At 65.8% G+C, this 25792-nt stretch carries 27 protein-coding genes; 12 read left to right on the forward strand and 15 right to left on the reverse strand.

Features of this window, described 5'->3' with window-relative positions; translation table 11 throughout:
• Window positions 1-3: 3 nt before the first annotated feature.
• Window positions 4-777 (reverse strand): 3-hydroxybutyrate dehydrogenase, encoded by a 774-nt coding sequence (locus CRJ03_RS00890; RefSeq protein ID WP_104017035.1) that lies wholly within the window; start codon window positions 775-777, stop codon window positions 4-6.
• 293 nt (window positions 778-1070) lie between these two features.
• Between CRJ03_RS00890 and CRJ03_RS00895 the strand changes: the two genes are divergently transcribed.
• From CRJ03_RS00895 to CRJ03_RS00915, 5 genes are all read left to right on the forward strand, one after another.
• On the forward strand, window positions 1071-2900 hold the full coding sequence (locus tag CRJ03_RS00895; protein WP_104017036.1) for an extracellular solute-binding protein: 1830 nt from the start codon (window positions 1071-1073) through the stop codon (window positions 2898-2900).
• A gap of 51 nt (window positions 2901-2951) precedes the next feature.
• Window positions 2952-3065 (forward strand): entericidin EcnA/B family protein, encoded by a 114-nt coding sequence (locus tag CRJ03_RS00900; protein WP_104017037.1) that lies wholly within the window; start codon window positions 2952-2954, stop codon window positions 3063-3065.
• Between the two features lie 97 nt (window positions 3066-3162).
• On the forward strand, window positions 3163-4200 hold the full coding sequence (gene alr / locus CRJ03_RS00905; protein WP_104017038.1) for an alanine racemase: 1038 nt from the start codon (window positions 3163-3165) through the stop codon (window positions 4198-4200).
• Entirely contained in the window at window positions 4197-4982 is a 786-nt protein-coding gene (locus tag CRJ03_RS00910) for an MlaE family ABC transporter permease (protein WP_104017039.1), read from the forward strand. Before alr ends, CRJ03_RS00910 begins: the two co-directional genes overlap by 4 nt.
• On the forward strand, window positions 4979-5725 hold the full coding sequence (locus CRJ03_RS00915; RefSeq protein ID WP_104017040.1) for an ABC transporter ATP-binding protein: 747 nt from the start codon (window positions 4979-4981) through the stop codon (window positions 5723-5725). The genes CRJ03_RS00910 and CRJ03_RS00915 overlap by 4 nt, the downstream gene beginning before the upstream one ends.
• 256 nt (window positions 5726-5981) lie before the next feature.
• Here the strand turns inward: CRJ03_RS00915 and CRJ03_RS00920 are convergent, their stop codons facing one another.
• Window positions 5982-6632, reverse strand: a complete 651-nt coding sequence (locus tag CRJ03_RS00920; RefSeq protein WP_104017116.1) for a helix-turn-helix transcriptional regulator — start codon at window positions 6630-6632, stop codon at window positions 5982-5984.
• A gap of 216 nt (window positions 6633-6848) precedes the next feature.
• Here CRJ03_RS00920 and CRJ03_RS00925 point away from each other — a divergent pair, with 216 nt between their 5' ends.
• From CRJ03_RS00925 to sucD, 4 genes are read left to right on the forward strand one after another with little or no spacing between them, the layout of a single operon-like run.
• Entirely contained in the window at window positions 6849-8054 is a 1206-nt protein-coding gene (locus CRJ03_RS00925; protein ID WP_104017041.1) for a pyridoxal-phosphate-dependent aminotransferase family protein, read from the forward strand.
• Window positions 8055-8067: 13 nt separating this feature from the next.
• Window positions 8068-9009 (forward strand): HpcH/HpaI aldolase/citrate lyase family protein, encoded by a 942-nt coding sequence (locus CRJ03_RS00930; RefSeq protein WP_104017042.1) that lies wholly within the window; start codon window positions 8068-8070, stop codon window positions 9007-9009.
• Window positions 9010-9022: 13 nt separating this feature from the next.
• Window positions 9023-10213 (forward strand): malate--CoA ligase subunit beta, encoded by a 1191-nt coding sequence (locus CRJ03_RS00935; protein WP_104017043.1) that lies wholly within the window; start codon window positions 9023-9025, stop codon window positions 10211-10213.
• A complete protein-coding gene (gene sucD / locus CRJ03_RS00940) occupies window positions 10213-11094 on the forward strand; it encodes a succinate--CoA ligase subunit alpha (protein ID WP_104017044.1) in 882 nt (293 codons plus the stop codon). Before CRJ03_RS00935 ends, sucD begins: the two co-directional genes overlap by 1 nt.
• Before the next feature lie 19 nt (window positions 11095-11113).
• Here sucD and arsJ read toward each other — a convergent pair whose 3' ends face one another.
• The 12 genes from arsJ to yajC form a co-directional block, all read right to left on the reverse strand.
• Window positions 11114-12361, reverse strand: coding sequence for an organoarsenical effux MFS transporter ArsJ (gene arsJ / locus CRJ03_RS00945; protein ID WP_104017045.1), 1248 nt, complete (start codon window positions 12359-12361; stop codon window positions 11114-11116).
• Complete coding sequence (locus tag CRJ03_RS00950) at window positions 12358-13356, reverse strand: ArsJ-associated glyceraldehyde-3-phosphate dehydrogenase (protein WP_104017046.1); 999 nt, start codon at window positions 13354-13356, stop codon at window positions 12358-12360. The genes arsJ and CRJ03_RS00950 overlap by 4 nt, the downstream gene beginning before the upstream one ends.
• Window positions 13353-14192, reverse strand: coding sequence for an arsenate reductase/protein-tyrosine-phosphatase family protein (locus tag CRJ03_RS00955; RefSeq protein WP_104017117.1), 840 nt, complete (start codon window positions 14190-14192; stop codon window positions 13353-13355). Before CRJ03_RS00955 ends, CRJ03_RS00950 begins: the two co-directional genes overlap by 4 nt.
• Window positions 14193-14278: 86 nt before the next feature.
• Window positions 14279-14818, reverse strand: a complete 540-nt coding sequence (locus CRJ03_RS00960; protein WP_104017047.1) for a DsbE family thiol:disulfide interchange protein — start codon at window positions 14816-14818, stop codon at window positions 14279-14281.
• The gene (gene ccmD, locus CRJ03_RS00965; protein WP_104017048.1) at window positions 14811-14969 is read right to left on the reverse strand and encodes a heme exporter protein CcmD; all 159 of its coding nucleotides are present in this window, start codon (window positions 14967-14969) and stop codon (window positions 14811-14813) included. Before ccmD ends, CRJ03_RS00960 begins: the two co-directional genes overlap by 8 nt.
• A complete protein-coding gene (locus CRJ03_RS00970; protein ID WP_104017049.1) occupies window positions 14966-15706 on the reverse strand; it encodes a heme ABC transporter permease in 741 nt (246 codons plus the stop codon). The genes ccmD and CRJ03_RS00970 overlap by 4 nt, the downstream gene beginning before the upstream one ends.
• Window positions 15707-15722: 16 nt before the next feature.
• The gene (ccmB, locus tag CRJ03_RS00975; RefSeq protein WP_104017050.1) at window positions 15723-16379 is read right to left on the reverse strand and encodes a heme exporter protein CcmB; all 657 of its coding nucleotides are present in this window, start codon (window positions 16377-16379) and stop codon (window positions 15723-15725) included.
• Entirely contained in the window at window positions 16376-16993 is a 618-nt protein-coding gene (ccmA, locus tag CRJ03_RS00980) for a heme ABC exporter ATP-binding protein CcmA (RefSeq protein ID WP_104017051.1), read from the reverse strand. Before ccmA ends, ccmB begins: the two co-directional genes overlap by 4 nt.
• Window positions 16994-17050: 57 nt before the next feature.
• Window positions 17051-17404 carry an Mth938-like domain-containing protein gene (locus CRJ03_RS00985; protein ID WP_104017052.1) on the reverse strand — a complete coding sequence of 118 codons (354 nt, stop codon included), beginning with the start codon at window positions 17402-17404 and terminating at the stop codon, window positions 17051-17053.
• A gap of 3 nt (window positions 17405-17407) precedes the next feature.
• Window positions 17408-18169 (reverse strand): sulfite exporter TauE/SafE family protein, encoded by a 762-nt coding sequence (locus CRJ03_RS00990; protein WP_104017118.1) that lies wholly within the window; start codon window positions 18167-18169, stop codon window positions 17408-17410.
• On the reverse strand, window positions 18162-20795 hold the full coding sequence (secD, locus tag CRJ03_RS00995) for a protein translocase subunit SecD (protein ID WP_104017053.1): 2634 nt from the start codon (window positions 20793-20795) through the stop codon (window positions 18162-18164). The genes CRJ03_RS00990 and secD overlap by 8 nt, the downstream gene beginning before the upstream one ends.
• A gap of 41 nt (window positions 20796-20836) precedes the next feature.
• Entirely contained in the window at window positions 20837-21118 is a 282-nt protein-coding gene (gene yajC, locus CRJ03_RS01000; RefSeq protein WP_104017054.1) for a preprotein translocase subunit YajC, read from the reverse strand.
• 203 nt (window positions 21119-21321) lie between these two features.
• Here yajC and CRJ03_RS01005 point away from each other — a divergent pair, with 203 nt between their 5' ends.
• Window positions 21322-22779 carry a pentapeptide repeat-containing protein gene (locus tag CRJ03_RS01005; RefSeq protein WP_104017055.1) on the forward strand — a complete coding sequence of 486 codons (1458 nt, stop codon included), beginning with the start codon at window positions 21322-21324 and terminating at the stop codon, window positions 22777-22779.
• Window positions 22780-22851: 72 nt separating this feature from the next.
• Window positions 22852-24144, forward strand: a complete 1293-nt coding sequence (gene serS / locus CRJ03_RS01010; protein ID WP_104017056.1) for a serine--tRNA ligase — start codon at window positions 22852-22854, stop codon at window positions 24142-24144.
• A 73-nt stretch (window positions 24145-24217) separates the two neighbouring features.
• Here serS and CRJ03_RS01015 read toward each other — a convergent pair whose 3' ends face one another.
• Entirely contained in the window at window positions 24218-24817 is a 600-nt protein-coding gene (locus tag CRJ03_RS01015) for a MarR family winged helix-turn-helix transcriptional regulator (RefSeq protein WP_104017057.1), read from the reverse strand.
• A gap of 101 nt (window positions 24818-24918) precedes the next feature.
• On the opposite strand from CRJ03_RS01015, the gene CRJ03_RS01025 reads away from it, so the two are divergent.
• The gene (locus CRJ03_RS01025; protein ID WP_165375202.1) at window positions 24919-25776 is read left to right on the forward strand and encodes a sigma-70 family RNA polymerase sigma factor; all 858 of its coding nucleotides are present in this window, start codon (window positions 24919-24921) and stop codon (window positions 25774-25776) included.
• Window positions 25777-25792 lie beyond the last annotated feature (16 nt).

Raw genomic sequence — 25792 nt, forward strand, 5'->3', positions numbered from 1 at the left:
TACTTACTGCGCGCTCCAGCCGCCATCGACGCTGATCGTCGTGCCGGTGACTTGCGCCGCCGCGTCCGAGCAGAGATAAAGCACGGTCCCGGCAAGCTGCTCGACCGTGACGAATTCCTTGGACGGCTGCTTGGCGAGGATCACCTCCTCGATCGCGGCATCCTCGGAAATGCCGTATTGCTTGGCCGTGTCGGGAATTTGCGCCTCCACCAGCGGGGTGAGCACATAGCCCGGACAGACCGCGTTGCAGGTGATCGGCTCTTTCGCGGTCTCGAGCCCTACCGTCTTTGTCATGCCGACGACACCGTGCTTGGCGGTGACATAGGCAGCCTTGTAGGGCGAGGCACGCAGCCCGTGAGCGGAGGCAATGTTGACGATCCGGCCCCAGCCCGCCTCGCGCATCAGCGGCAACGCGGCGGCGGTGGTGTGAAAGGCCGAGTTCATGTTGATCGCGATGATCGCGTCCCACTTGTCCTGTGGAAACTCGTCAATCGGCGCGACATGCTGGATCCCCGCGTTATTGATGAGGATATCACAGGCACCCGCCTGTCCGATCAGCGCGCGGCATTCCTCGGGTTTCGACATGTCGGCCTTGATGTAGCGCACTTGGCTGCCGGTCTCTTCGGCGATTCGGCGGGCCAGCGCGTGGTCCTCGTCCGAATCGGTGAACGAGTTCAGCACCACGTTTACCCCGGCGCGGGCCAGTTCCTCGGCGATGCCGAGGCCGATACCGGAATTCGACCCGGTGATGACGGCGGTCTTGCCCTTCACACTCATGCTCTGTCTCCCAATGTGTACTGCGCACGCAGCATAGATGCCGCGTCGCGGAATTGCACGCGGGCTCTGCGGTCACGTCACCGTGAGCCGCCGGAACGCGGACAAAAAAAACCCCGGCACAAGGCCGGGGTATAGTCATTGAGGCAGGTTTCATACAGGCAAGAAACCTATCGAGCAGTGACTCCTTTATAAGCAATCCTGCGGTTCAGTCCAAGCTAAAAGTTTGAAAAGACGTGAATCCGGTCTTAGGCTTGGCGTCAAGAAAACAAGGCAGAGCAGGAATTGTCGCCAAAATGACACCGGATTTTTTCTCCATATTGCGCGGCGCGCTGGCGGCGCTCGTGGTCGCGCTGGCGGCCCCGCCGACAAGTGCTGAGCCCGCGCATGGCATAGCTATGTATGGCACCCCCGCCCTGCCACCTGATTTTGTGTCGCTACCCTATGCCAACCCGGATGCGCCCAAGGGCGGGCGCATCGTCACCGGCAATGTCGGCGGCTTCGATTCGCTCAATCCCTTTATCATTCGCGGCACCGCGCCGTGGCAGATCGCGCATCTCACGCACGAGACGCTGATGGGCCGCTCCTACGACGAGCCGTTCACGCTGTACGGCCTGCTGGCCGAATCGGTGGAGACCGATGCAGCCCGTTCCTGGGTGGAATTCACCCTGCGGCCCGGGGCCCGATTCTCCGACGGCTCGCCGGTGACGGTCGAGGACGTGATCTGGTCCTTCGAGGCGCTGGGCACACGCGGTCACGCCCGCTATCGCAGCTTCTGGCAGAAGGTCGCCTCCATCGAGGCGACCGGCGCGCGCAAGGTACGCATCACCTTCAACGAGGCCGATCGCGAGCTGGCGCTGCTGGCCGGGATGCGCCCGATCCTGCAAAAGGCACAATGGGAGGGACGCGACATCGCCGAGGGCGGGCTCGACGACGTGCCCCTCGGCAGCGGACCCTATGTCGTCGCCGACTACGAGCCGGGCCGCTTTGTGTCGCTCCGGCGCGACCCGGATTACTGGGGCCGCGACCTGCCCTATCGCCGCGGCACGCATAATTTCGACGAGATCAGGATCGAGTTCTACGGCGACGACACCGTGCTCAAGGAGGCGTTCAAGGGCGGGCTGCTGAGCTATGTGCGCGAGTTCAACGCCGAGGCCTGGGCCAATCAGTATGACTTTCCCGCCGTGGAGCGGGGCGAGATCGTTCTGTCGGAAATCCCCCACGAGCAGCCCTCGGGGATGACCGGCTTCGTGATGAACACCCGGCGCGCACCGCTTGATGACTGGCGGGTGCGCGAGGCACTCATCACTGCGTTCAACTTCGAGCATATCAACGACACGCTCACCGGCGGGCGGCAGCCGCGCATCACCTCGTATTTCTCGGGCTCCGAACTGGCCATGCGGCCCGGCCCTGCCGAAGGCCGCGTGCGAGAGTTGCTCCTGCCCTTCGAGGACACGCTGCTGCCCGGCGCGATCGAGGGCTACGACCTGTCGGCGAGCGACGGCACGGCGCGCAATCGCGGCGGCCTGCGGCGGGCGCGAGCCCTACTCGAAGAGGCGGGCTGGCAGGTGCAAGAGGGCCGGCTGGTGAACGACGTGGGCCGCCCGCTGGAACTGACCGTCCTGCTGCAACAGGACGGGCTGATCGCGCAGGCGGGCGCGATGATGGACATATACACCCGCGCGCTGGCGCGGTTGGGCATCGCGCTCACCATCGAGACGGTGGACAAGGCGCAATATTCCGAGCGCGCGGCGCAGTTCGATTTCGACCTGACGATGATGCGCCGGTCACTGTCACTGAGCCCGGGTAACGAGCAGCGATTCTACTGGGGGGGCGATCATGCCGACGAGCCCGGCAGCCGCAACCTGATGGGCATGCGCTCGAAGGCGGCCGAGGCGATGATCGACGCCATGCTCGCCGCACCCGACCGCGAAGGCTTTGTCGCCGCCACCCGCGCGCTCGACCGGGTGCTGACGACCGGGCGCTATGTCATCCCCATCCACCGCTATGCGGTGGGCCGTATTGCCCACAGGGCGGATTTGACCTATCCTGTGGATAACCTGCCGATCTACGGTGACGGAATTCATTTCCTGCCGACGGTCTGGTGGGACAAGAAGAGCGAATAGCCTTAAGGCTACGCCGTCACACGAGCAGAGCAACCAAGCACAGGCAGACACATGCGCAAACTGATTGCCCTCGCCCTCATCGCCGGGCTGGCCGGGTGTGCCACCGTCGATGGCATCGGGCGCGACATCTCCGGCGCCGCGCGCGGCGTCCAGAGCTGGTTCTGACGCGGTCGCGGGCGGCGCGGCGCTCATGGCCCGCGCCGGTAAGCGCGGGGCCTGCTTTCCCCTTGACGCCCCCGTCCTGACTGTCAAAACCCATGTCATGAGCACCGCCACCCTCACGATCGACCTCGACGCCATCGCCGCCAACTGGCGCGCGCTCGACGCCGCCAACACGGGTGAGACGGCAGCAGTCGTCAAGGCCGATGGATATGGGCTCGGGGCGGCCCGCGTCGCCCGCAGGCTGGTGCGCGAGGGCGTGCGCAGCTTCTTCGTGGCCATCGCCGAGGAGGGGGCCGCGCTGCGTGACGTGGTGGGGCCGGAGGCGGCGATCCACGTATTCTCGGGCCACATGCCCGGCGATGCCGACATGATCGCGGACTGCGGCCTCGTGCCGATGATCAACTCGGTCGACCAGATGATCCGCCACGCCGAGGCGCTTCCCGGCCGCGCCTTTGGCATCCAGCTCGACAGTGGCATGAACCGGCTGGGGATGGAGCCCGCCGAGTGGCAGGCGGTGCGCGAGATCGCGCAGACGCAGGGGCTACAGCTCATCATGAGCCACCTTGCCTGTGCCGACGAGGCGGATCACGCGATGAACGCGCAGCAGCTGCGCGCCTTCCGCGAGATGACCGAGGGGTTGGATATCCCGCGCAGCCTCGCCAATACCGGCGGCATCCTGATGCACCCCGATTACCATTTCGACCTCGCGCGTCCCGGGATCGGGCTTTATGGCGGCGCGCCTTTCACGGACGCGAAGCCGGTGGTCACGCTTGACCTCCCCGTCATCCAGTGCCGCGATCTGGAGGCGGGCGAGACGGTGGGCTATGGCAACGATTTCGTGGCCGCCCACCCCACCCGTATCGCCACCGTATCGGCAGGATATGCCGACGGCATCCTGCGCGGCATGGGACCGCGCACGTCCCTTTATGCCGAGGAGACGCCCTGCCCCATTGCAGGCCGCATCTCGATGGACCTGATTGGGGTGGACATCACCGACCTGGGCCACGATCCGTCGAGCCTGCGGCTGCTCGGTCCCGAGCAGGGCATCGACGTGCTGGCCGACAACGCGGACACCATCGGCTATGAAATCCTCACCTCGCTGGGGGGGCGCTACACGCGGCGCCTTGTCGGCGCGTGAGCGCGCTCGCACGCCTCCTCGCCGCCATCGGGCGGGCGGTGATCACCGCGCTGGCCGGGGTCGGGCGGGTGACGCTCTATGCCACCGACGCGGTGAGCCACCTCGCGCGTCCGCCCTTCTACTGGCGCGAGTTCGGCCATGCGCTGGTGCAGATCGGCTGGCTGTCGCTGCCCGTGGTGGGCATGACGGCGCTCTTTACCGGGGGCGCGCTGGCCTTGCAGATTTACGCCGGCGGCGCGCGCTTCAACGCCGAGACGGTGGTGCCCTCGATCGTGGCCATCGGCCTCACGCGCGAGCTTGGCCCGGTGCTGGGCGGGCTGATGGTGGCCGCGCGGGTGGCCTCAAGCATCGCCGCCGAAATCGGCACGATGAAGGTGACCGAGCAGATCGACGCGCTGACCACGCTGTCCACCAACCCGATGAAATACCTCACCCTGCCCCGCGTGCTGGCCGCCACGCTGGCGCTGCCGCTGCTGGTGGCAGTGGGCGACGCCATCGGCATCATGGGCGGGTTCATGGTGGGCGTCGGGCGACTCGATTTCGGGCCGGGTACCTATCTCAAGACCACCATCGACTTTCTCGAGACATGGGACGTGGTCTCGGGCCTCATCAAGGGGGCGGTATTCGGCTTCATCGTGGCGCTGATGGGCTGCTATCACGGGATGAATTCGGGCCGCGGCGCGCAGGGCGTGGGCCGCGCCACGAAATCGGCGGTGGTGGCGTCGTCGGTGCTGATCCTCGCCGCCAATTACGTGCTGACCGAGGTATTCTTTTCCGCATGATCGAGCTTACGGACGTTCACAAGGCCTTTGGCGAGAACCGCGTGCTGCGCGGGGTGAACCTGACGATCGAGTCCGGCACGTCGATGGTCGTCATCGGCGGCTCGGGCACCGGCAAGTCGGTGGCGCTCAAGTGCATCCTCGGGCTGATCCGGCCCGACAGCGGCGAGATCACGCTCGACGGGCGCGACGTGACCAAGGGTGACCGTGATGCCTTTCTCGCGCGGTTCGGGATGCTGTTCCAGGGCGGGGCGCTGTTCGATTCGCTGCCGGTGTGGCAGAACGTGGCCTTTCGCCTGCTGCGTGGCTCGCTCAAGCGGCCGAAGGCCGAAGCGCGCGAGATCGCCATCGAGAAGCTGCGCCGCGTGGGGCTGAAACCGGATGTGGCAGATAACTTCCCGGCAGAATTATCGGGCGGCATGCAGAAACGCGTGGGCCTCGCGCGGGCCATCGCCGCGGAACCGGAAATCATCTTCTTCGACGAGCCGACAACGGGTCTCGACCCGATCATGTCGGGCGTGATCAACGAGTTGATCCGCGAGATCGTGGTGGAAATGGGCGCGACGGCCATGACCATCACCCACGACATGACGAGCGTGCGCGCCATCGCCGACAACGTGGCAATGCTGCATGACGGGGTGATCCAATGGACCGGGCCGGTAGGAGAAATGGACACGTCGGGCGATCCCTATCTTGACCAGTTCATCCATGGCCGGGCGGAGGGACCGATAGAGGCAGTGCGTTAAGGGGGCGGATGGCCTTGAGCGGTCGTTGCAGTGAGCCGTGTCATCGTATGTCCGCGGGCAGGCGATCCAACGGTTTTTCAGGGCACTTTATTTCTGCGTTCCCGAAAAACATGCAATCGGCGCATTGGCTTAGCCAAATCGCCTGTCCGGGGGGCGGACATGCGATGGCGCGGCGGGCTTCGCCCTTGATTCCGCGCCGGGACCAGACGGCAACGTCCCCTCCAGGCCATGACCTGCCCGGACGCACGCTGCCACTTCAGTAATGCCCGGCCACGTATTTCGCGATGGCGCCGCCACGGGAATTGACCTCGAGCTTCTGGTAGATCGCCTTGAGGTAATATTTCACCGTGTTCTCGGACAGACCGAGCCGCGCGCTTATCTGGAAATTCGTGAGCCCGTCGGTGAGCAAGCCGAGGATCTCGTGCTCGCGGCGCGACAGGGTCTCGGCCCGTTCGCCGGTCAGGCGGCGCATCACGTCCACCGGCAGGATGCAATGCCCCTCCACCAGCCGCCCGAGTACCTTGGACAGGGAGGTCAGGACCTGCCCCATCAGGCAGACCGAGTTGGCACCCGCCTTGACCGCCGTGCGGATGAAGGCGAATTCGCTCTCCTCGACCACCACCACCACGAGCACCGAGGCGTGATCGCGCCGCAGCATCTCGAGCACACGGCCGAGATCGGCATCGGCGAGCCGCACGCCGAGAATCACGATGCAGGGACCGCGTCGCGCCGCCAGTGCCTTGCGCAGGCTCGCCTGATCGGTGGCGAACGGCCCGAGCCGCACCTGCGCCATCTGCGCCACGAGCGAACCCAGCCCCTGACAGACAATAAGGTGCCTGTCCGCCACGATTACCTCGGGCAAACCATGTTCCGCGTCCTGAGCGGTCGCATCCACCATGTCGCGCATGGCCTCCTCCTCCTGATCCGCCATCAAAGACAAAGGAAATGCATGAAATCAAACGATTTTTTTGCATACAGACGTATGCCGCCCCTGCGGCGCCGGGTAGGGGCGTCCTACCCGGCGGGGCGAAACGCCTCCCTCTTGGCCGCGCTTTCCATGCGCGCGGGCGTTCCCGGGCGGCACGCGGTCGGCGACAAGGGGTCAACCTGAGAGGAGGACCAAATGAACGGCAACACCCATCTATTCATCCCCGGCCCCACCAACGTCCCCGAGGAGGTGCGCCGCGCGATGAACCTGCCCATGGAGGACATGCGCGCGCCCGATTTCGGCGATTTCATCCTGCCGCTGCTGGCCGATCTGAAGAAGGTGTTTCGCACCGAGACCGGTCGCGTCTTCGTCTTTCCCGGCTCGGGCACGGGCGCGTGGGAGGCCGCAATCACCAACACGCTGAACAGTGGCGACCGCGTGCTGATGTCGCGTTTCGGCCAGTTTTCAATGCTTTGGGTGGATATGGCCGAGCGGCTCGGCCTCGATGTCGAGGTGATCGACGTGGAGTGGGGCAAAGGCGTGCCCGTGGAGGATTACGCCGCGCGCCTCGCCGCCGACAAGGCGCATGAGATCAAGGCCGTCTTTGCCACCCATAACGAGACAGCCACCGGCGTGACGTCCAACATCGCCGCCATCCGCACCGCGCTCGACGCCGCCGGGCACCCGGCGCTTTTGTTCGTGGACGGGGTGAGTTCCATCGGTTCCATCGAGTTCGAGATGGAGGCCTGGGGCGTCGATCTTGCCGTCGCGGGCTCGCAGAAGGGCTTTATGCTACCCGCCGGTCTCGGCCTGCTCGCCGTCAGCGAAAAGGCCCTCGCCGCCCATGAGCGCGCCAAAATGCCGCGCTGCTATTTCAGCTTTTCGGACATGATCCGGCTGAATGACACCGGCTATTTCCCGTACACGCCCCCGACGCAGCTCCTGCGCGGCCTGCGCGTGTCGCTCGACATGCTGCTCGGGGCCGGGCTCGAATCGGTCTGGGAGCGGCATCATCGCCTCGCCTCGGGCGTGCGCGCCGCCGTAGCCGAATGGCAAGGCTGCCGCCTCGTGGCCGACGCGCCAGAATGGCATTCCGACACCGTGTCCGCGATCTACGCCCCCGAGGGTATCGACGCACGCCAGGTGATCGAGACCGCCTATCACAAGTATCAGACCTCGCTCGGCTCGGGCCTTGCCAAGCTTGCCGGTCGTGCCTTCCGCATCGGCCATCTCGGCTCACTCAACCCGGTGATGCTGTGCGGCGCGCTGTCGGCAGCGGAAATGGCGCTGCGCGACGCGGGGGCGGCCATCAGCCCGGGCCAGGGCGTCGCCGCCGCGCAAGAGGCGTTTCGCATGACGGCCCCGCCAGTACAGACCCGCAGCGCCGCGCGCGCCGCCTGAAAGGACAGATGACATGAGCTACACCCTTCACCCACTCAAGAAGCAGCGCCTGCAACGCTCGGAACTGGCCGTGCCCGGCTCCAACCCCTCGATGATCGAGAAGGCAGCGGACTCGGAGGTCGATTACATCTTCTTCGATCTCGAGGATGCAGTCGCGCCCCCCGACAAGGTGCAGGCCCGCGCCAACATCATCCAGGCGCTCAACGACATCGACTGGAAAGCCAAGGGCAAGACCGTCTCGATCCGCATCAACGGGCTCGACACCCATTACATGTATCGCGACGTGGTCGAGATCGTGGAACAGGCGGGTCAGCATCTCGACACGATCCTGGTGCCCAAGGTGGGCGTGCCCGCCGATCTCTACACGGTCGAGACGATGGTGAGCCAGATCGAGGAGGCCATGGGCCTTACCCACCAGATCGGCCTCGAGGCACTGATCGAGACCGCCCTCGGCATGGCCAATGTCGAGGCCATCGCCGCGGCCCCCGGACGGCTTGAGGCGCTGCATTTCGGCGTCGCCGACTATGCCGCCTCGAACCGCGCGCGCACCGTGGTGATCGGCGGGCTCAACCCCGATTACCCGGGCGACCAGTGGCATTTCGCGCTGAGCCGCATGACCGTGGCCTGCCGCGCCTACGGGCTGCGCGCCATCGACGGGCCGTTCGGCGATTTCTCTGACCCGGATGGCTATATCCTGTCGGCAAAACGCGCCGCCGCGCTGGGGATCGAGGGCAAATGGGCCATCCACCCCAGCCAGATCGCGCTGGCTAACGAGGTGTTCTCGCCCCCCGAGGCCGAGGTGACGCGCGCGCGGCGCATCATCGAGGAGTTGCGCAAGGCCGAGGCCGAGGGCCGCGGCGCCGCGAGCCTCGACGGCAAGATGATCGACGCGGCATCAGAGCGGATGGCCAACAACGTGCTGAGCGTGGCCGACGCCATCGCCGCCAAGGGATAAGGGAGGAAATCAAATGGATATCCACGAATTCCAGGCCAAGGACCTGCTGAGGCGTTTCGGCGTGCAGGTGCCGCGCGGCGGCATCGCCTACAGCCCCGAACAGGCCGTCTACCGCGCCTCGGAGTTGTCGGGCGACAAGTGGGTGGTCAAGGCGCAAATCCATTCCGGTGCCCGCGGCAAGGCGGGCGGTGTGCGCATCTGCGAGTCGGAGAAAGAGATCAGCGAAGCGGCAAGCTGGATGCTGGGCCGGATGCTGGTCACGCACCAGACCGGCCCGCAAGGCAAGCTGGTGAGCCGCCTCTATGTCGAGGAAGCCACCGATATCGCGCAGGAAATCTATCTCGCCTTCGTGATGGACCGCAAGGAAGAGCGCGTGGTCGTCGTGGCCTCGGCGCAGGGCGGCATGGAGATCGAGGAAATCTCGGCTGAGGAGCCCGAGTCGATCATCCGCTCGGTGGTCGATCCGGCGGTGGGAATGCAGGCGTTCCAGGCGCGCGAGATCGCGTTTTCGCTCGACCTCGACCCGCCGCTCATCCCGCAGGCGGTCAAGACCATCATCGGCTGTTACCGCATGATGGAAGAAACCGACGCCAACATGGTCGAGATCAACCCGCTGGTCGTCACCGGCGCGGGCGAGATCGTGGCGCTGGACGCCAAGGTGAGCTTTGACGACAACGCCCTTTTCCGCCGCCCCGAAATCTCGGAGCTGCGCGACAAGAGCCAGGAGGATTCGCGCGAAACCTTCGCCTCGGATCGCGGGCTGAACTACATCGGACTCGACGGCGAGATCGGCTGCATCGTCAACGGCGCGGGTCTCGCCATGGCGACACTCGACATGATCAAGATGGCCGGGGGAGAGCCCGCCAACTTTCTCGACGTGGGCGGTGGGGCAAGCCCCGAGCGCGTGCTCATGTCGTTCCAGGCGGTGCTGAACGATCCCAATGTCGAGGCGATCCTCGTCAACATCTTCGCCGGTATCAACCGCTGCGACTGGATCGCCGAGGGGGTGATCCGCGCAGTGCGCGAGCTGGAGCTGACCATGCCGCTGGTGGTGCGGCTGTCGGGGACAAATGTCGAGGAGGGCCGCCGCCTCATCGCCGAGAGCGGCCTGCCCATCCAGACCGCCGAGAGCCTCGCCGACGCCGCGGAAAAGGTAGTGGCGGCGTGGTCTGCTGCCCACAAATCGGAAAAGGGAGCCGCCTGATGGCCATTCTCATCGACACATCCAGCCGCGTGCTCGTCACCGGCCTGACCGGCCGCATCGGCAGCTTTCACGCCGCCGACATGATCAAGCACGGCACCAACATTGTGGGCGGCGTGACCCCGGGCAAGGGCGGCACCAAGCATGACGGCCTGCCGGTCTTCAACACAGTCAAGGGCGCCGTGGCCGAGACGGGGGCCGATCTGGTGATCTGCTTCGTGCCGCCCCCGTTCGCCGCCGACGCGATCATGGAGGCCGCGGATGCGGGGATCAGAACCTGCGTCTGCATCGCCGACGGCATCCCGGCGCGCGACATGATCCGCGTGAAACGCTACATGCGCCGCTACAAGGCCGAGCGCCGGATGCGCCTGATCGGCCCCAACTGCGCCGGGATCATCACGCCCGGGCAGGCCTTTGCCGGGCTCATGCCGCCGCATATCTACATGCCGGGGCGCGTGGGCATCGTCGGGCGGTCGGGGACGCTCGGCTACGAGGCCGCGAGCCAGATGAAGGAGCACGGTATCGGCGTCTCGACCTCGGTCGGCATCGGCGGTGACCCGATCAACGGATCAAGCTTCCGCGATATCCTGGAGCTGTTCGAGAACGACCCCGAGACCGACGCCGTGGTGATGGTAGGCGAGATCGGTGGCCCGCAGGAGGCCGAGGCCGCCGCCTATATCCGCGACCACATGACCAAGCCGGTCGCGGCCTACATTGCCGGTCTCTCGGCGCCCAAGGGGCGGCGCATGGGCCATGCCGGCGCCATCGTGTCGGCGTTTGGCGAATCGGCGCAGGAAAAGGTGGAGATCCTCGGCGATGCCGGTGTGACCATTGTACCTACGCCCTCGTCCTTCGGTGAGGTGGTAGCGAAGATGGTGGCCTGAGCCTACGCGCGCCGGGGCCTCACCCGGCGCGCAACCGCCCCGCCGCGAACGCCGAGGCAGCGATCATCGCGCTGGCCGTGCCCAGCATCAGCGGCAACCCGCCCGCCTGGTAGGTCAGCCCCGAGAGTACCGTGCCCAAGAGACGCCCGCCGGCGTTGGCCATGTAGTAGAAGCCCACATCCATCGTCACCCGTTCCGCCCGGCTGAAGGCGAGGATCAGGTAGGAATGGAGCGCGGAATTCACGGCAAAGACCGCGCCGAAGGCCAGAAGCCCCGCGACCAGCGTGATCGTGAGCCATGTCTGCGGCCCATCGGCCAGCAGCACGGCGCCGATCAGTAGCACCGGCACGGAAAGGAGCGCCAGCGCCCAGCCCCGCGCCGCCCGAATCAGATCGTCCTCGGGCCGCGACTGCGCGCGCATCAGGCTTGGTGCGCCCGCCTGCACCGCGCCGTAGAGGATGATCCACCCCGCCATGAAGCTGCCGATCATGAAGAACGCCGCGCGGTTCCCGACCTCGGAGCCGTCCGACAGCACGCCGTAGAAATAGACGGGGATGCCCACCACGAACCACACGTCGCGCGCACCGAAGAGGAACACGCGCGCTACGCTGAGCCAGTTGACGTTGGCGGATTTCGAGAACACCTCGGAGAATTTCGCGCCCTTGCGCCCCGTCGGGAGGCCCGGCGGCATGGCGAGCGCCACGGCCACGAGGATTACCGCCAGCACCCCCGCCATCGCCCAGATCGCGCCGTTGAAACCGATCCCGGCCAACAGCGCCGCACCCAGCAGGAAGCCCAGCCCCTTGACCGCGTTTTTCGATCCCGTCAGCGTCGCGACCCAGCGGAAGAGCCCGCCGTCTTGCGCTGGTGCGAGCAGCTTGACGGCGGATTTCGAGGACATCTTGGCCAGATCCTTGGCCACTCCGCTCGCTCCTTGCACCACCATCACGTAGGCCACCGAAAGCGCGGCGGTCCAGCCCGGATCGAGCTGCGCCAGCGCAATGAGTGCCAGCACCTGCAATCCCAGCCCCGCGTAGAGCGTCGCGGTGAGGCCGAACCGCGCCGCGATCCAGCCTGCCGACAGGTTCGTCACCATGCCCGCGACCTCGTAGAGGACAAACAGATAGGCGAGCTGCACCGGACTGAACCCGAGCGTGTGAAAGTGCAGAAGCACCAGCATCCGCAGCGCGCCATCGGTCAGCATAAAGGCCCAATAGGCCGCCGTGACGGCGATATAGGCGCTGAGGTCCTCGGGGCCTGGGCTCACAATGATGCTCCCACCATGCACGCCACATCGACCAGCCGATGCGCATAGCCCATCTCGTTGTCATACCAGACATACACCTTCACCTGCGTGCCGTTCACCACCATGGTGGAGGGCGCATCGACGATGCCGGAGCGCGTGTCGTTGGTGTAATCGGCACTGACCAAGGGTCGCGTCTCGTAGCCCAGGATGCCCGCGAGCGGCCCCTCGGCTGCGGATTTGAACAGGGCGTTCACCTCCTCCGCAGAGGTCTCCCGCTCCATCTCGAACACGCAATCGGTGATCGAGGCGTTGAGTAGCGGCACGCGCACGGCGTGGCCGTTGAGACGGCCCTTGAGTTCCGGGTAGATCAGCGTGATCGCCGTGGCGCTGCCCGTGGTGGTGGGGATCAGTGAATTGAGCGCAGAGCGCGCGCGGCGCAGGTCCTTGGCGGGTCGGTCCACGATCACTTGCGTGTTGGTCACGTCATGGATCGTGGTTATCGAGCCGTGCTTGATGCCGATGGCCTCGTGCAGCACCTTGACGACGGGGGCGAGGCAATTGGTGGTGCAGCTTGCCGCCGTGACGATGCGGTGGCGGGCGGGATCGTAGACCTCGTGATTGACGCCGTAGACGATATTGGCGGCGTCCCCGTCCTTGACCGGGGCGGAGACGACGAGTTTTTTTACCCCGGCGTCGAAATACGGGGCCAGTTTCGCCTCGGTCTTGTAGACGCCGGTGCAGTCGATCACCACGTCGACACCGTCGAGTGGCAGGTCGCCAAGGTCGCGCGTGCCGATGAACGGCAGGCGCGTCCCGTCGATGGTGACGCCGCTCTCATCATGCGAAAACGCCGCGTCCCACCGCCCGTGCACCGTGTCGAACTCCAGAAGATGCGCGTGCATCTCCGCATCGCCCACCGCGTCGTTGATCCACGCAACCTGCGCGCCACGCGCCAGCAGCGGCTTGAGGATCAGCTTGCCAATCCGGCCCAGCCCATTGACGGCATAGACGGTCATGCCTCGGCCTCGTCCGCCTTGCGCCCGATGTCGTCCACCCGGGCCTGAAGGCTCACCTTGTCCAGCGAGTCGAAAGGCAGCGCCGCGAAGATCATGATCCGGTTGCGCAGCGCGCCATAGGCGTGCTGGAAGGCGAGCGCCTTTTCCGCCTCGGTTCCCTCGGCCCTGACCGGGTCGGGGGTGCCCCAATGGGCGGTGACGGGCTGCCCGTCCCAGGCCGGGCACTCCTCGTTCGCGGCCCGGTCACAAACGGTAAAGACGAAATCCATCACCGGGGCGTCGGGGGCGGTGAACTCGCTGACATTCTTGGCGCGCAGGTCCGCAACATCGTGCCCCTTGGATTTCAGCACTTCCAGCGCGAAGGGATTGAGTTCGGAAAAGGGCCGCGTTCCGGCGGAATAGGCGTTGAACCGGTCTCCCGCGATCTCGCGCAGGATGGTCTCGGCAAAGATCGAACGGGCAGAGTTGCCCACGCAGATGAAGAGCACGTTGTATTTCCTGTCGGCCATGTCCAAGCCTCCTGTCAGGGTTGGGGCGGGGACGCAGATATCGGACCGCCCGCGGCAGCAGTCGTTGAGCAGGTAATCGAAGGTGCCACGCACCTTAGTCAAGTTGATGGAATATCTGAGCGACGTGGCGTGACGCTCTTGGGTGACCAGCCCGGCGCGCAGCAGCGCATTCAGGTAGGCCGAGAGGGTCGAGGGCTTGAGCGTGAGTGCGTCGGCCAACTCGCCCGCCGACACGCGATCAGGATAGCGCCGCATGAGCAGCCGGAAAAGACCGAGCCGTTGCGGATGTCCGAGCGTGGAAAGGCGGGTGGCGATTTCTTTTTCCATATTTCGCGAATATGCAAAATATTGGAGGTGCGGCAAGGCCCACGGCTTGCTGTCACCAAAACTTCACGAAAGACGCTGAGGCGGCGCTAGCGCTCGCGCGCCGCCTCGATCGCCGGGCGGATGGTGTTTTCCAGAACCCGGTCGGTGATCGGCCCGGCAAAGCGCTGCACGATCTCGCCCTGCCCGTCGATCACGTAGGTCTCGGGCACGCCGTAGACTCCCCACTCGAGCGCCATGCGACCGGACGCGTCCGCGCCGATACCGGTATAGGGATCGCCCAGCTCTTCGAGGAAGCCCAGCGCGTTGCCGGGCTTGTCCTTGTAGTTGACGCCGTAGACGGGGATACCATCGGCGGCGAGCTGCATCAGGTTTGGGTGCTCCACCCGGCAGGGCGCGCACCAGCTTGCCCAGTAGTTGACGAGGCTGACCTCGCCCGCGCGCAGGTCGGCGTCCCCAAAGCCCGGCTTGTCGCCGAGCGGAGTGGTCTCAACCGCCGGGGCCTGCCGGCCCGCCAGCGCCGAAGGGAGCGCATCTGGATTCTCGCGATAAAGTCCGATGAACGCCAGCCCCGCGAAGGCAGCAAACACAACCAGCGGCGCAACCATGAGGGGCGAAAGCCTAGCCATCGGATCTTCTCCGCTTCTCTATTTCTTCCAAAGCCCGCTTGACGCGTGCCGAGCGCCGCAGGCTGGTCCAGACGATCACGGCCAGAAGTGCCAGCGACACCCCGTAGGACGACAACACTGCGCCCGCGTATTTGCCCAGTTCGGGGATCATGCCTGCATCCTTTCACGTGCCTCGAGCGCGCGCGTCCGCCTTGCCCTGATCTCGGTGCGCGTGCGCACCAGCACAAGCGCGACAAACAGAAGCACAAAGCCCGCCATCGTTACCAGCAGCGGATACCAGAACACGTCGGCCACGTTCTCCTCCTTGTCGAGGCTGAGCGACGCACCTTGGTGCAGACCCTGATTCCAGAAATTCACCGCATAGCGACTCAAGAGCGCGAAGACAGAGCCAACAAGGCACAGGATCGAGGTGAGGTCCGCGGCGGTGTCGTCGTTCTCGATCGCCTCCCACAGCGCGATATACCCCAGATAGAACAGGAACAGGATCAAAAAACTCGTGAGCCGCGGGTCCCATGCCCACCACGTGCCCCACATCGGCTGTCCCCAGAGCGCGCCGGTCGCGAGCGCGATGAGCGTCATCACCATGCCCACCGGGGCGGCGGCGCGCGCGGCGAGCGCGCTTACATGGTGGCGGCGCACGATCCAGACCAGCGACGTGACCAGCATCATCAGCCACGCGTTGATCGCCATCAGCGCAGCGGGAACATGCAGGTAGATGATCTTGACCGTCGAGCCCTGCCGGTAATCCTCGGGTGTGAAGAAGAAGCCCCAGACCAACCCCGCCGCCAGCAGGAGCGCCGCCGACCACGCCACGAAAGGCAGGACGCGGTCGGTGGTCTCGATGAACTTCTTCGGATTGGCGTATTCCCAAAGGGCATTCAGATTCATGGGCTGTATCCGTCCGTCATCGCAGGTTGACCTTCAATACCGCAGCGGAGGCGAAAGGCAAAAGCGCGATCGTGCCGCAGGTGATCCCCGCCAGAAGCGCCAGCGGCGTGGTCACGGCGAGCCCCTCGGCCCCACGCCGCGCCACCTCGGCACCGAATATCAATGTGGGCACGTAGAGCGGCAACACAAGCAGGCTGAGGAGCAATCCGCCGCGTTTCAGCCCCACAGTGAGCGCCGCGCCAAAGGTGCCGATCACGCTGAGCGCGGGGGTGCCCAGCACCAGCGACAGGACCAGCCAGCCAAAGCCCGGCCCCGGCAGATTGAGCAGCACGCCCAGCACGGGCGCGGCCAGCACCAGAGGCAGGCCGGTGGTGAGCCAGTGCGCGAAAGCCTTGACCACCACGATCCCCTCCATCGGCAAGGGCGAGGTGGCCAGCAGATCAAGGCTGCCATCCTCGTGATCGAGGGCGAAGATGCGGTCGAGCGACAGCAGGCAGGCAAGCAGCGCGCCCAGCCACAGCATTCCCGGCGCGATCCGCGACAGAAGGGCGCTCTGTGGTCCGACGCCGAAGGGCACCAGCACCACGACGATCAGAAAGAACGCCAGCCCGAGGCCAAAGCCGCCGCCAGCGCGCACCGCGAGCCGCATGTCGCGAGTGAGAAGCGCGATCACAGGAACACCCCGTCGAAATCCTCCACCGCCAGCGGCGCGGCGCGATAGGGTGCGAGATCGAGGATGCGCGCCTCCGACAGCCGCAGGTCGATATGCGTGGCGATGAGCGCCGCGCCGCCCGCGGCAAGATGGGCACGCACCGCGCCCGCGAACATCGCCACCGCGTCCGTGTCGAGTGACACGGTCGGCTCGTCCAGCAGCCAGACAGACCGCCCGGTGACTAGGAGCCGCGCGAGGCCCAACCGCCGCTTTTGCCCGGCCGACAGCGCGCCGGCCTGCCGGTTCGTCAGTGGACCAAGGCGAAACGTCTCCAGCGCCCGGGAAATGTCCTTGGTGCCAAAGACCTGCGCCCAGAAGTGCAGGTTCTCCACCACGGTGAGCGCCGCCTTGATCCCGTCGGCGTGCCCGGCATAGACGAGGCTCTCGGGCGCGGCCTCGACCTCGCCGCCAAGGGCGGGCTGAAGCCCCGCCACCGTGCGCAAGAGGGTGGTCTTGCCGATGCCGTTGGGTCCGCGCAGGACCAGCGCCTCACCGGGGCCGAGCGCGAGGCTCACCCCTTCCAGCACCGGCACTCCGCCGCGGGCGACGCCCATATCCGTGACACGTAACACCATGCGCTCTGCCTAGCCGAAAGCCGCAGGCGCGGAAAGCGCCAAAGCCTGCGCGCGATGTCACACCGGCAGCGCCGCAAGCGCCACCCGGCGACCCTCGGACAGGAGCACGTTGTAGGTGCGGCAGGCGGCGGGCGAATTCATCGCCTCGACCCCCAGCCCGGCCTCGTGCAGCCGGTCGCGCAGGTCGGCGGGGGCGTGCGCCGTCTCGGCCCCGGTGCCGATGAACACCACGTCCACCTCACCCGCCAGCGCGAGGAGCGGTGCGGGATCGTCAAAGCCCCGCCACCCGCGCGCCGACGCCGCGGTCACCAGCACCGCGCCTTCGATCACCTGCCCGGCCACACGGAAAAAGCCGGGACCGTAGCCGTCCACCGGCGTGGCCTCTGCAAAGGTGATCTCGGTCATGCGCATGGCTCAGGCTCCGTTGCTCCAGATCGGCAGACCGCTCAGCACCGCGAGCGCGATCACGGCGTAGGCCACCCAACGGTAGAGCCGCTCGTGGCGCGGGTCAAACAGCGCCTGCCCGATGAGCGAGGTGGTGACATAAGGAATTGCCAGTACCAGTGCCAGCGCCACAAGCGCCCAGTCCACCACGCCCTTCGCCAGCAGGTTGGCCACGATCACCACGTCGAGCGCGGCGAGGAACAGGATGGTGTTGGCGCGCACCGCCTGCGCCACCGATTGCCCGGCGAGGTAAAACAGGATCACCGCCGGCCCGGTCAGCCCCGTCAGCCCGCCGATACCCCCCGCCGCCGCGCCGATACCCGCCAGTTGCGAGCGACTCACCCGCCCCGAAAAGCGCCAGCCCGAGACCAGCGCCGCCAGCGTCACCGTGGCGATCACGGCCACGCACCAGCGGATCAGTTCCGGGTCAATCCGGGCCATCAGCCACAGGCCCAAGGGTACCGTCAGCAGCGCAGCGAAGGCCAGCAGCCCCACCTCGCGCCGATCCGCCTGCCCCCACGCACGCGGCAGGAGCGCCGATGAACTGACGATGCCGGTCAGCATCATCACGCCCACGATCACCTGCGGTGCAAGGAATATCCCGGCGACAGGGACAAAGATCAGCGCCGTGCCGAACCCCGAGAAGCCGCGCACGATACCGGCAACCCCGATCGCCAGCATCAGCCAGGGCAACCCCGGAGTCGCAAGGGCCGCTACGAGGGGATCAGGCATCCACATTGGCGAATTGCGTGCCGGCGGTGGCATCCGGTTTCGACCAGTCGCGCTTGACCCCCAGCCACATCAGGATCGTCGAGGCGACGAAGATGGACGAATAGGTGCCCACGACCACGCCCCAGATCATCGCGAAGACAAAGCCCCGGATCACGTCACCGCCGAGAAAATACAGCGCGAAGAGCGCCAGCAGCGTGGTAACCGAGGTCATCATCGTGCGGCTCAGCGTCTCGTTGATCGAGATGTTGAGCACCTCGCGGAGCGGCTTTTGCTTGTATTTGCGCAGGTTCTCGCGCACGCGGTCGAACACCACCACAGTGTCGTTGAGCGAGTAGCCGACAATGGTCAATAGCGCCGCGATGATCGCCAGATCAAACTGGATCTGCAACTCCGAGAACACGCCCACGGTAAGCGCCACGTCGTGCACCAGCGCCAGCACCGCACCAACGGCGAATTGCCACTCGAAGCGCAGCCAGATGTAGAACAGCACCGCCGCGATGGCGAGCGCCACGGCGATCACCGCCGCCTGGATCAGTTCGCCCGAGACCTTGGGCCCGACGCTCTCGACGGAGGTGAACTGGATATCGGGCACCTGCGCCCGCAAGGCCTGCTCCACCGCCGAGATCACCTCCGGCGAGACGCTCTCGGTTTCGTCCTGCGCCTGGATACGGATCATCGCCACGTTCTCGTCGGGGCCGAAGGTCGGGTCGAACACCTGCGTGATACTCACATCCCCCAGTCCCAGATCGCCCACCGCATCGCGGTACTGACCGACGTCCACCAGCTCGGCGCTCTGCGTGCGGATCGTCGTGCCGCCCTTGAAATCAATACCGAAATTCAACCCCTGTATCGCAAAGGAGCCGAGTGCCACGAGGATCATCATGCCCGAAATACCCAGCCACAGCTTCCACCGGCCAAAGAAGTCGATCGCGGTCTCCTGCGGCACGAGACGCAGCGCGCGACCTTGCAGGACGGTCTTGGGGCGCTTGCGCTCGAACCACATGATGGCAATCAGTCGGGTCACGAAAATCGCGGTGAAGATCGAGGTGATGATTCCCAACCCCAACGTGATGGCAAAGCCCCGTACCGGGCCCGAGCCCATCGCGTAGAGGATCACGGCGGTGATGAAGGTGGTGATGTTGGCGTCCACGATGGCGCTCATCGCCTTTTCGTAGCCCAGCTCAATCGCCCGGGCGGCGCCCTTGGCGGTCTTCATCTCCTCCTTGATGCGCTCAAAGACCAGCACGTTGGCATCCACCGCCATGCCGATGGTCAGCACGATGCCCGCGATCCCCGGCAGCGTCAGCGTGGCCCCGATGAGACTCAGCAGACCGAAGATCAGGCCGACGTTGACGATGAGCGCGATATTGGCAAACAGCCCGAAAATCCGGTAGGAGGCCAGCATGTAGGCCAGCACCAGCGCGAAGGCCACGATACAGGCGATCTTGCCTGCCTCGATGCTGTCGGCGCCCAGTTCCGGCCCGACGGTGCGCTCTTCGAGGAATTCGAGGCCCGCAGGCAGCGCGCCTGCGCGCAACAGCACGGCAAGCTGCGTGCTGTCCTCGACGGTGAAATTGCCGGTGATGATGCCAGAGCCGCCGGGGATGTGGCTCTGGATCACGGGAGCCGAGATCACCTCGCCATCGAGCACGATGGCAAAGGGATTACCAACATTCTCGGCGGTGTACTCGCCGAATTTGCGCGCGCCGGTGGGGTTGAAACGGAAAGAGACAGCCGGCCGCCCGTTCTGGTCGAAATCGGGCTGAGCATCGACCAGCTCCTCACCGGTGACGACCGGCGCGCGCTCGAGGATGTAGTGGACCCCCTCCTCGTCAATCGCCGGCAGGATCTCGTTGCCCGGGCCTGGGGTCTCGTCAGGGTTGGAGGTGCGGCTCACCACCGGCTGAAAGGTCAGTTGCGCCGTGGTGCCGATGAGCGCCTTGAGCTCACCCGCCGAGCCGATGCCCGGCACCTGGATGAGGATGCGATCCGCCCCCTGGCGCATGATCGTTGGCTCGCGGGTACCGGTCTCGTCGATGCGGCGGCGGATGATCTCGAGCGCCTGACGCACCGTGCGCTCGTCGGTGGCGCGCTGCTCGGCCTCGCTCAGGCGCACGATGATATCGGCGCCTTCGCTCGCCACCGCGATGTCGGTGGCCCCGGCGCCGGTCAGGCTGGTGACCGGGCGCGCGAGCCCGCGAACCAGCGCCGCGGCCTCTTCGGCCATCTCCGGCTTCTCGACCATTCGCACACGAAGTTCTGCGTTTTCAGTGTCTTGCAGGCGGATCGCGCCCACCCGATCACGCTCTTCTCGCAACAGGTCGCGGACCTCGGGCCACATGCCCTCCAGCCGTGCCTTGTAGACATCGCCCACCTGCACCTCGGCCAGCAGATGCGCGCCGCCGCGCAGATCGAGCCCGAGATTGACGAGGCCCGAGGGCAGCCACTCGGGCCAGAGGGCCAATTCGTCCTGCAATTCCGAGGGGTTGGCGCCCCGCTCGATGGCGGTGGCGGCGTCGTTATGGGTCTCGACCCGGTCGTAGAATCCATTGGGCAGGGCCAGCAGCAGCCCGAGCGCGACGATGCCCCAGATCAGGAGGCGTTTCCACAGGTCGATTTGCAGCATTGTCGAGCCTTTTCAATGGCTTGCATGGTAGGTGGCGGCCTTTAGCCCTCGGCCGGCTCGGTCTTGGACAGCACCTGCGCGATGGTCGAGCGCACGACCCGCACCTTGACGCCCTCTGCAAGCTCCACCTCGATCTCGCCCTCGTCCTTGACCTTGGCCACCTTGCCGATCAGCCCGCCTTGGGTCACCACTTGGTCGCCACGCCGCAGCGCCTCGACCATCGCCTTGTGTTCCTTGAGTTTTTTCTGCTGCGGACGGATCAGCAGGAAGTACATGATGACGAAGATCAGAATAAGCGGGACGAATTGCGCGAAGGCTTCCATGGGGTGCGTTCCTTGTCTGATGGCAGGGCCCGGCCCCGCGAATTGACGCGGAACCTAAGGTTCGGGCCGCGCATTTGCAAGGCGCGAAAGCCGGGGCTGCACAGCGTCGGTATTACGTCGGTATTCCGTCGGTGCGCGCGCGGGCTTGGGCTTTGCGCGTTTCGCGGGTAGGTTGCGGCCATGACCCGCGAAAGGCAGACCCCGTGAGCGCGCCCGAGAAGCCCGATATCCCCGGCTGGTTCGGCCTGCGCCGTCCATGGGTCCTGACCGTCGCGCGCCCGCTCGGCCCACTCCTGTCCGGGGTGGTGATGCTTCTCTTTGCCTTGGCGGTCGCGGCAGCGGCGGCGATCCTGCTCCACGCGATCTTCGACCTCGGCCTGGGGACGCCGCGCACGGGCTTCGGCACCGGGGCGGTGATCGTCGCCCTGCTCGGCGCGCCCTTCGTGATCTGGCGCGCGGTGGTGGCGCAGAAGACCGTGAGCGTTGAGGAACAGGGGCAGATCACGGATCGGATCAACACGGCGGTTCAGGGGCTGGGGGCGGAGAAGGAGGTGAACTGGATCGGTCAATCAGTCAACATCTCCGGCGGCGCGGTTAACGGTAACGAAGCGTATTCGAGAACCGTTATTCGCAGGCCAGGAGAAACCGGTTCACTGGATGATCACGAGACACCAGAAAGCGAAGGTAAGTGGCAGGTCTTCACCGAAACCCAACCTAACCTCGAAGTGCGGATCGGGGCGATCTACGCGCTGGAGCGGATCGCGCAGGACAGCGACCGCGATCATGTGCAGATCATGGAAATCCTCTGCGCATACGTGAGGCAGAATGCGCCTGTGACAGAGCAAAAGCCAAAGGTGAGTGCTGACATTCAAACAGCTTTGACGGTCCTGGGGCGACGGTTCGGAAAAGAGAAAAAACGGCAGCAATCAGTAAGAGAAACTGAGAGACGGGGAGAATTTCGTCTTGATCTCCGCCATACCTGCTTGAATGGAGCAGAGCTGATTGACCGCAATTTTGACGATGCTGTTTTTTTCAATTCTACATTTGACGACGCATTTCTGAACGGCGCTCATTTTATGAGGGCTAATCTTAATGGATGTCGGTTTGAGAACACGAACGCAGTTGGCACCGATTTTACTGAAGCCGAGTTGCGGCAAGCAAGTTTCGAACACAATCGCTCCACCCAAACGTTACTTGGCGGTTCTGGGGTCCTTGATGAGGCCAAATTCATCAACTGTCACTTTGAATTGACAAAGTTCAAAAATTCCCAACTTGTCGGAGCAATTTTTGTTCGAGAAGACGGCAGACGAACTGACGCCAATCGTCTTGAATTTTGTAAACCCAAATTGATGTACGCATTGTGGGAGGGAGACGGTTTCTTTTTTGGTCTCGAGGGGCAGTTTGATCAAGGCGCTCTCACAGGTCTTGGTTTGCGCAATACTTGCCTTCCAAACCGGTGGAATTGTCGTGATAACTTTAGCGAAATGTTCGGTGATGCCAGCGTCACACTGCCCGGCGGCCATGGACCGGAGCATGGAAGCTGGCCGGACCACTGGCCACGGCATGCGCTTGGACCCGAAGAGTTTAATGAAGAATGGCGCAAGTGGCAGGCCGATCCCGAGGGCTATACCCCGCCCGACCCACCGGATACAGCGGGGTAAACCCCGCCCTACACCTCGCCAAAAATCTGGTGCATAAGCGCGCGAGAGACGATTCACGCGAGGGACCATTCCATGCACGACATCCGCGCCATCCGCGACAACCCCGACGCCTTTGACGCGGCGATGGCCCGGCGGGGGCTGGAGGGGGTCGCAGGCGAGATTCTCGCGCTCGACGAGGCGCGGCGGGCGCGCATCCACGCCGCCGAGACCGCGCAGGCGGAACAGAACCGGGCCTCCAAGGAGGTCGGCGCCGCCAAGGGGCGCGGCGACGAGGCCGAATTCGAGCGGTTGCGCGCGCTGGTCTCGGAGAAGAAGGCCGAGGTGGCGGCCATGCAGACGCAGGCGCGCGACCTCGATCAGCAACTGACCGAAATGCTCATGGGCCTGCCCAACCTGCCCCTCGAGGATGTCCCCGAGGGCGCGGACGAGGATGACAATGTCGAGCTTTACCGCCGTGGCACGCCGCCCGCGTTCGACTTTGCCCCCAAGGAGCATTACGAGATCGCGGGCGTCATTCCGGGCATGGATTTCGAGACCGCCGCCAAGCTCTCTGGCAGCCGCTTCGTGGTGCTCAGGGGGGCGGTGGCGCGGCTTCACCGGGCGCTGGCGCAATTCATGCTCGACACCCACATCACCGAGAACGGGCTGCAAGAGACCTGGACGCCGGTGCTGGTGCGCGACGAGATGATGCGCGGCACCGGGCAGTTGCCGAAATTCGGCGAGGACAGCTACCAGACCACCAATGGCTGGTGGCTGGTGCCCACTGCCGAGGTGCCGCTGACCAACCTCGTGCATGGCGAGACGGTGGAGGCGGCCACCCTGCCGCGCCGCTATGTCGCCCACACCCAGTGTTTCCGCTCGGAGGCAGGCAGCGCGGGGCGCGATACCGCCGGAATGCTGCGCCAGCACCAGTTCGAGAAGGTCGAGATGGTCTCGATCACCCACCCGGGTGAGAGCCGCGCCGAGCTAGACCGGATGACGGCCTGCGCGGAAGGAATCCTCGACCGGCTGGGGCTGGCCTATCGCACCGTGGTGCTGTGCACCGGCGACATGGGGTTCGGCGCGCGGCGCACGCATGATATCGAGGTGTGGCTGCCGGGACAGGACAATTATCGCGAGATTTCCTCGGTCTCGGTCTGCGGGGATTTCCAGGCGCGGCGGATGAACGCGCGGTTCCGCCCCGAGGGCGGCGGCAAGCCGGATTACGTCCACACGCTCAACGGCTCTGGCCTCGCGGTGGGGCGCTGCCTGATCGCGGTACTGGAGAACGGGCAGCAGGCGGACGGCTCGGTGCGCCTGCCCGAGGCGCTGGTGCCATATCTGGGTGGCAAGCGCGTGCTGACGCCCGAGGGCACGCTCGCCTGAGCTTCATCTTGCCCAAAATATTCTCGGGGGGAGGCGCCCGTCCCGGGCGACGGGGGGCAGACAGCCCCCTGCCCTACTCTGCCGCCTCGCGCGGGCTGAACCGCGTGCAGAGCTGGCCGATTTCGAACGGTGCGAGGCTCATCGCCACGCAGGCGCAATAGCCGCCATCGCCGCGCGATTCGTAGTGGTCGCAACGGCCGCAGGTGCCCACGCAGGTGCCGCCGCGCGCGCCCGCGAGCTGTGCTGACAGTTCGGGCAGGATGCGCGCCAGCGCCGCGCGGTCGGCCTGCGGCAAATGGTCGATCGCTGCCATCAGGTGCCGCAGCGGATCGGCGGCGAGCATCTCCTGCCCCTCTGCCGTCACCTCGAAGTGCACGCTGCGCCCGTCGCTCTCTGACCGGCGGCGCGCCAGCAGGCCGCGCGTCTCCAGCGTCTTGATCGTTTGCGAGGCGGTGCCCCGTGTCGTCGCCTGGAAGCTGGCGAAGGCCGAGGGCGTGCGCGAGGCGCGGTTGGCGCGCGCGAAGAAACGCAGCGCCGTCCATTGCGCGGCGGTGAGGCGCGCGAGGCCGCCCTCTTCGCCGCGCGCCGAGCGCCCGACATGCACGAGCAGTTCGGCCAGCGTGGCGGGCGCGGCCTCGGCAGGGTCGGCTTGGGGGGCCTCGGATCGGCTCATGGGAGAGTAATAGCGAGTCGAAACCGGTTTGACCAGAGGCGCGCGGAGGGATAGTTTCGATTCGAAACCACTTCACCGCTGCAAGAGTCGGGCCCGAGACCATGAACAAGCCCTATTTCCCGAACCGACCGCCCCAGCGCGCGCGCGCCGCGGGCCGCGCCTTCCTGTCCCCCGAGGAGGAGACGCGGCTGGCCCGCGCGTGGCGCGAGCGCGGCGACGTGGCGGCGCGCAACCGGCTGGTCACGGCCTTCACGCCGCTGGTGCAGGCGATGGTGGCACGCTTTACCAAGGGCCGGGCGCAGGACGATCCCGACCTGATGCAACAGGCCTATATCGGGCTGATGCGCGCCGCCGACGGCTTTGACCCGGATCGCGGCATCCGTTTCGCGACCTACGCGGCGTGGTGGGTGCGCGCCGAGTTGCAGGATTACCGGCTGCTCAACTGGTCGCTGGTGCGGCGGGGCCGGTCGGCCAAGGCGCGGCAGGCGTTCTATCGGCTGGGGCAGATCGAGAACAATCTGCCCCGCCGACCCGGCGAGGACCCGGCGGCGCGCGACGCGCGGTTGGCCGCCGCGCTCGGGGTCGATACGCGCGTGCTGGACCAAATGCGGCGGCAATTCGGGCAGGCCGACAGCTCACTTCACGGCCCCGTCGGCGAGGACGGGGCAGAAGCGATGGACCTGCTGCCCGACCTCGATACGGACGTCGAGGCCGATGTCGCGGATCGTCACGACCGCGCGCGGTTGCGCACTATCATGGTCGACCATTTCCGCGCGCTGCCCGATCGCGAGCGGCATATCGTGGTGTCCAACGTGCTGGCCGATCCACCGCTCACGCTACAGGAGCTGGGCGATATCCACGGTGTCTCGCGCGAGCGGGTTCGGCAGTTGCGCGACCGCGGGCTGGAACGGCTGCGCGCGATGCTGGGCGACGACGCGACGATGCAAGATACCCTCTGATACAGCAAGGTCGGAA

This window comes from Roseovarius nitratireducens, from assembly GCF_002925845.1.
GTDB lineage: Bacteria > Pseudomonadota > Alphaproteobacteria > Rhodobacterales > Rhodobacteraceae > Roseovarius > Roseovarius nitratireducens.

Excerpts from the sequence above, each read along its gene's own strand:
- CRJ03_RS00955 (WP_104017117.1), bottom strand. The coding sequence starts at position 14,192 with ATGGAAAAAGAAATCGCCACCCGCCTTTCCACGCTCGGACATCCGCAA.
- CRJ03_RS00915 (WP_104017040.1), top strand. The coding sequence starts at position 4,979 with ATGATCGAGCTTACGGACGTTCACAAGGCCTTTGGCGAGAACCGCGTG.
- CRJ03_RS00920 (WP_104017116.1), bottom strand. The coding sequence starts at position 6,632 with ATGCGCGACATGGTGGATGCGACCGCTCAGGACGCGGAACATGGTTTG.
- CRJ03_RS00970 (WP_104017049.1), bottom strand. The coding sequence starts at position 15,706 with ATGAATCTGAATGCCCTTTGGGAATACGCCAATCCGAAGAAGTTCATC.
- ccmD (WP_104017048.1), bottom strand. The coding sequence starts at position 14,969 with ATGATCCCCGAACTGGGCAAATACGCGGGCGCAGTGTTGTCGTCCTAC.
- alr (WP_104017038.1), top strand. The coding sequence starts at position 3,163 with ATGAGCACCGCCACCCTCACGATCGACCTCGACGCCATCGCCGCCAAC.
- CRJ03_RS00950 (WP_104017046.1), bottom strand. The coding sequence starts at position 13,356 with ATGACCGTCTATGCCGTCAATGGGCTGGGCCGGATTGGCAAGCTGATC.
- CRJ03_RS00890 (WP_104017035.1), bottom strand. The coding sequence starts at position 777 with ATGAGTGTGAAGGGCAAGACCGCCGTCATCACCGGGTCGAATTCCGGT.
- CRJ03_RS00930 (WP_104017042.1), top strand. The coding sequence starts at position 8,068 with ATGAGCTACACCCTTCACCCACTCAAGAAGCAGCGCCTGCAACGCTCG.
- CRJ03_RS00900 (WP_104017037.1), top strand. The coding sequence starts at position 2,952 with ATGCGCAAACTGATTGCCCTCGCCCTCATCGCCGGGCTGGCCGGGTGT.
- CRJ03_RS00985 (WP_104017052.1), bottom strand. The coding sequence starts at position 17,404 with ATGCGCATGACCGAGATCACCTTTGCAGAGGCCACGCCGGTGGACGGC.
- ccmA (WP_104017051.1), bottom strand. The coding sequence starts at position 16,993 with ATGGTGTTACGTGTCACGGATATGGGCGTCGCCCGCGGCGGAGTGCCG.
- CRJ03_RS00925 (WP_104017041.1), top strand. The coding sequence starts at position 6,849 with ATGAACGGCAACACCCATCTATTCATCCCCGGCCCCACCAACGTCCCC.
- CRJ03_RS00895 (WP_104017036.1), top strand. The coding sequence starts at position 1,071 with ATGACACCGGATTTTTTCTCCATATTGCGCGGCGCGCTGGCGGCGCTC.
- CRJ03_RS00960 (WP_104017047.1), bottom strand. The coding sequence starts at position 14,818 with ATGGCTAGGCTTTCGCCCCTCATGGTTGCGCCGCTGGTTGTGTTTGCT.
- CRJ03_RS00935 (WP_104017043.1), top strand. The coding sequence starts at position 9,023 with ATGGATATCCACGAATTCCAGGCCAAGGACCTGCTGAGGCGTTTCGGC.
- sucD (WP_104017044.1), top strand. The coding sequence starts at position 10,213 with ATGGCCATTCTCATCGACACATCCAGCCGCGTGCTCGTCACCGGCCTG.
- yajC (WP_104017054.1), bottom strand. The coding sequence starts at position 21,118 with ATGGAAGCCTTCGCGCAATTCGTCCCGCTTATTCTGATCTTCGTCATC.
- secD (WP_104017053.1), bottom strand. The coding sequence starts at position 20,795 with ATGCTGCAAATCGACCTGTGGAAACGCCTCCTGATCTGGGGCATCGTC.
- CRJ03_RS01025 (WP_165375202.1), top strand. The coding sequence starts at position 24,919 with ATGAACAAGCCCTATTTCCCGAACCGACCGCCCCAGCGCGCGCGCGCC.
- serS (WP_104017056.1), top strand. The coding sequence starts at position 22,852 with ATGCACGACATCCGCGCCATCCGCGACAACCCCGACGCCTTTGACGCG.
- CRJ03_RS00990 (WP_104017118.1), bottom strand. The coding sequence starts at position 18,169 with ATGCCTGATCCCCTCGTAGCGGCCCTTGCGACTCCGGGGTTGCCCTGG.
- CRJ03_RS01015 (WP_104017057.1), bottom strand. The coding sequence starts at position 24,817 with ATGAGCCGATCCGAGGCCCCCCAAGCCGACCCTGCCGAGGCCGCGCCC.